Annotated in this window: 2 protein-coding genes; both read right to left on the bottom strand. The window is 48.5% G+C overall.

Going from position 1 to position 4,565, the window contains the following annotated elements:
• On the bottom strand, positions 1-2,246 hold a 2,246-nt coding region (locus tag BM329_RS13975), incomplete at its 3' end, for a non-ribosomal peptide synthetase (RefSeq protein WP_143101255.1).
• Between the two features lie 3 nt (positions 2,247-2,249).
• Positions 2,250-4,565: condensation domain-containing protein (locus BM329_RS13970; RefSeq protein ID WP_143101254.1), on the bottom strand; the 2,316-nt coding region annotated here is incomplete at its 5' end.

Below are 4,565 nucleotides of genomic sequence, written 5' to 3'. Positions count from 1 at the left end.
TCAAATGAAATATTGGCACAATGGGCGATGCAGTCATCGGGACCGATATCGGCAAAGCCATTATTGATAATCAGGCGCAGGACACTGCGGTGCTCGACCATCACGCCTTTCGGCTGTCCGGTGGAACCGGAGGTGTAGATCACATAGGCCAGATGGCGTGATGTCAGCCCGAGAGCCGGCGTGTCAGGATTATTGTCCGGCAGGGTTTCAAGGCACAGCGCCTGATTATCGAGCAATATTGTCGGGATGGTGCGGGGCATGGTGCGGGGCATGGTGCGGGTCAGTTTTTCAGCCAGAGGGGTCAGCGTCAATAAGGCCACGGGAGCGGCATCTTCAAGCATATAAGCCAGTCGTTCTGACGGATAGGCCGGATCGAGCGGCACGTAGGCTCCACCCGCCTTGAGGATGGCGAGTATCCCCGCCACCATGTCCGGACTACGTTCGAGGCAAAGGGCGACCCGATCATCCGGCCGTACCCCCAGTGCCATCAGGTGATGAGCCAGACGGTTGGCACGCCGGTTGAGTTCACCATAGCTTATCCGTTGCTCTTCAAATATGACGGCGATGGCCTCGGGGCGTTGGGCGGCCTGCACTTCAAACAGTTGTTGCAGGGTCTTGTCCTGCGGATAGGGGGCATCCGTCTGGTTCCAGCTGTGCAGCAGAGTATGATGTTCTTCATTACCGAGGAAAGTTATTGATGTATGTGGCTGGCCTGGGTTGTATGCTACCGCGTGCAGAATCCGCTCAAGCTGGCAAAGCAAACGTTGTGCCTGTTTTTCCGTCAGCCAGTCTTCACCATAACTGAATTTTATTATTAAACAGTTATTGTGTTCGTAGGACATCAACAGAACCGGATAATCTACTTTTTCGACAGCACGGCGGAATGTCAGGGTGTGCTCTATACCTTCCTTGTTTTCGTTCGCTTCTGGAAGAGGATAATTTTCAAAGACCAGCAGGCTATGGAATAACCGTTCTCCATTAGATTGCAAGTCAGATAGAGAGATATCACTGTGGCTATTGAGTGCGGCAATATCTTTCTGGATATTTTGTAAAACAGCATCGATACTGTCTGCTTGATCCCACTGCACCATCAGCGGCAACGTATTGATATACAAGCCAACACTGGACTCAATTCCCTCCACGGGAACATCGCGTCCTGATACGGTGGTGCCAACAATGGTTTGCTCATCCCCGGTGTAACTGTGCAGAAGTTTATGCCAGGCGAATTGCAGTGCCACATTCAGAGTGATTCCCTGGGTCCGGCACGTATCTTTTAGTTGCTCATAAGTGTTTCCCTGTATCGTGAATATCTGTTCGGCAGGTTTTTCAACGGTTTTTATCTGCATTAAATCAACACGATGACTTAACAAGGATGAAAAATCATTCATTCTGCCGAATTGAGATTTGCGTTCAGCCCAGTAAGCCTCGGATTCTGCTTTATGATCCAGATAATATTGCTGGGTTGCCAGATAGGCTTTATCTACCACTATTTTTGGCGTGCGTCCTTGCGTAAGTTCATTGTAATACTCATGCACGGTTTGCAATAAAATCGGGTAACTCCAGCCGTCAATAATGCAATGATGTAGCGTGACCAAAACAGTTGTGAGCTGTTCATCCTGTTTGATGAAAGTGAAACGGATTAATCCCGGCTGACTTAAATCAAAAGACAAGATACGGTCATTTTGTTGGATCGCCTCAATCGCCTTGTTTCGCTCTTCTTCTGACAAGTGGCTGATATCTTTGGTCGTAAAATGCTTTGATCCAATACTGGAACCTTCTGTCACTATCTGTAATATTTTTCCTTCCCAATCAAATGCGGTTCTGAGGATAGGAAAACGCAGTGATGCCAGAGACCATGCTCGCTGATAGACGGCAAGATCCACATAAGTGTGGTAATCCAACAAAAGTTGTACACGGTAAGCATCATCCTCTGGTTGTGCCAGATGATGGTAGATAAAGCCCTGCTGCAAGCTGGTGGCAGAAAATATCGCTGCAATTTTATTTTGGGGCGAGATGGCAGAACCCGCCAAGTCAGTGCGGTTTTCATTGGAAATAAAACGGTTAAATTCTTCTTCAGAGAAGATACTTTTTTCGTTTAAAAAATCTAATAGGCTTTCTCTTCTCTGCTTAACTTCATCAATAAGTTGAACAGGGGGAGCTTCCCCTGTAAATGCCAGTTTTAACTTATTCTCACAGACCCATACTGATACATGATTTTTGTTAAGTTCTTTAAATAGCATCAACATTTTTTATACGTCCAAAATAGTTTTCTTTTCTGAGTTGTGGTGCGGGTTTTCATGACTTACATGATTAAAGCGATGAGTAAGCTGGTTGAGTTGCTCCATCGAAACACCCTTGATGCCGTAATCACTGGGAGTTTTTATGCTCCCGGATTGGGCCTGATTTTGACCAGTCTTAATGATGTTATTGAGTGCTTGTTCAAAGGCTTTGATAAACACGGCTGTCTGAGTTTGCGGCAAGCGGGAATCCACACTGAATTGCAGTTTTCCGGCCAGCACCGCGCCATTGATGCTCAGCAGTAAGTGGCTGCCGTTTTCTTTGGCTATCATATCGCCACTATCATCGCTGGTGATGGCCCAGTCTTGATGGCTGGCACCTCCTAACTGTCCGAGGTAGTTGAAACTGATCGCCGGCAAATCGCCTGTCAGATAGCCGGCTTGATGTAATGCGCTGTAACCAATGCCTTTGTTTGGTATGCCACGCAGCATCTCTTTGGTGTGAATAATGGTTTCTGCAATATCCGCCTGCATTTCCAGACGAACAGGATACATGGTTGTGAACCAGCCGACGGTTTCGGAAAGATCCAATAAGTTATCAATCGACTCCCGTCCATGACCTTCCAGAATGATGTCGTTTACGGCGCGTGAGAACGTCTCCTGCAAGGCCATTGTCAGTGCGCTCAGCAGTAAATCGTTAATTTCAGTGTGATAACCAGCATTGGCTTCATGCAGCAGGATGTCTGTCATCCCAGCAGAAATGCTTAACGGGTGTTGAGTGACGTTATCCGGCGCGGGTTTGATACTGCTTCCTGTTATCATCCGTTGCCAGTAGGACACTTCACTTTGATGCTGTTGAGCATAATGGCGGACGGCGGCTACCCATTGCCGATAACTGCTGGTTTTCGGTGGCAAAGTCATGCCCTGTAATAACAGACGCATATCTTCAGCAATAATTCGCCACGATACAGCGTCAATAATCAGGTGGTGGAATGCGAAGAACAGCCGGGCGCTGCCATCAGAGTATCCGGTCAGATGCCCCGCTTGCCATAATGGCCCGTTGTTGTAATCGAACCCGCTTTGCCATCGGGTCAATTGTTGATGCAGTTCTGCCTTATTTAATTCACGAATATCGCAGTACTGTAAAAGGGGGGATGAAGCGGATGTTTCCTTAGAATAATACTGACGGTAGCCGTTTTCGGTATCTAAAAAGCGCGTACGCAGCATATCATGTCGCTCAGCCAGTGTTATCAGGGCCTGTTCAATCTGTGTGGATCTGATATTACCTGGGATCTGAATCATAAATGCCTGATTCCAATGGTGCGGATTCGATAAATTCCAGTTGAGGAATGTTTGCTGGATAGGCAACAGGCCAAATTCCCCATTCAATAAACCCTGCTCCGCAACAACTTTTTCTGTAGCAGAAGTTTGTATTAACAATTGAGCTAACTGAGCCACGGTTGGTGCTGCAAAAATCGATTTAACCTGAAGGGAGAAGCCGGCCTGACGCAGTCTGGAGACTAACTGGATACTGACAATTGAATCCCCGCCAATGCGGAAAAAGTTATCTTCAATGCCGATGTATTCCAGCCCCAATGCTTCTTTCCAGATAGCACATAGCTGGTTTTCCAGTGCATTGCGGGGCGCGACATAGTTATCCCTGTTTCCCCAACTTGGTTCAGGTAAGGCACGGCGATCCACTTTACCGTTTTGGGTCAGCGGCATGGACTCAATGCGAGTAAAACTGGCAGGAACCATATATTCCGGCAAACGAGAGGAGAGATATTTAATCAAGATATCATCAGACAGTGCACTTTCTGTGACCAGATACGCAACCAGTACTTTATTCCCGCGATGCTCACGGTCAATCACGACGGCCTGCTTGACTTGTGGGTGGGAAACAAGGGCACTTTCGATTTCACCCGGCTCAATGCGGAAACCGCGCAGCTTGACCTGAGAATCATTGCGGCCAAGGTACTCGATATTGCCGTCTGGCAACCAGCGGGCGAGATCACCGGTTTTATACATCCTTGCTCCCGGCTCCGGGGAGAACGGATCGGTGAGGAAACGCTCCGCCGTCAGTTCAGGGCGATTCAGATAACCGCGGGCAACGCCATCGCCCCCAATATGGATTTCCCCCGCCGCCCCAATGGGAACGGGCCGGCCCAGTTTGTCCAGGATATAAATGCGGGTATTACTGATAGGCTGCCCGATAGGGAGTGTTCCGTTTTCATTTTCATCTTCGATCACTGGAATGTCGTAGGCCGTGGCGAATGTGGTGGTTTCTGTCGGCCCGTAAACATGCAGCAGGTGGGCGGGGGCCTGTTC

The organism is Xenorhabdus koppenhoeferi (genome assembly GCF_900116635.1).
Classification (GTDB): domain Bacteria; phylum Pseudomonadota; class Gammaproteobacteria; order Enterobacterales; family Enterobacteriaceae; genus Xenorhabdus; species Xenorhabdus koppenhoeferi.
Note: the sequence above shows the minus strand (reverse complement) of the source record. Positions and strands in the feature narration are given on the sequence as shown.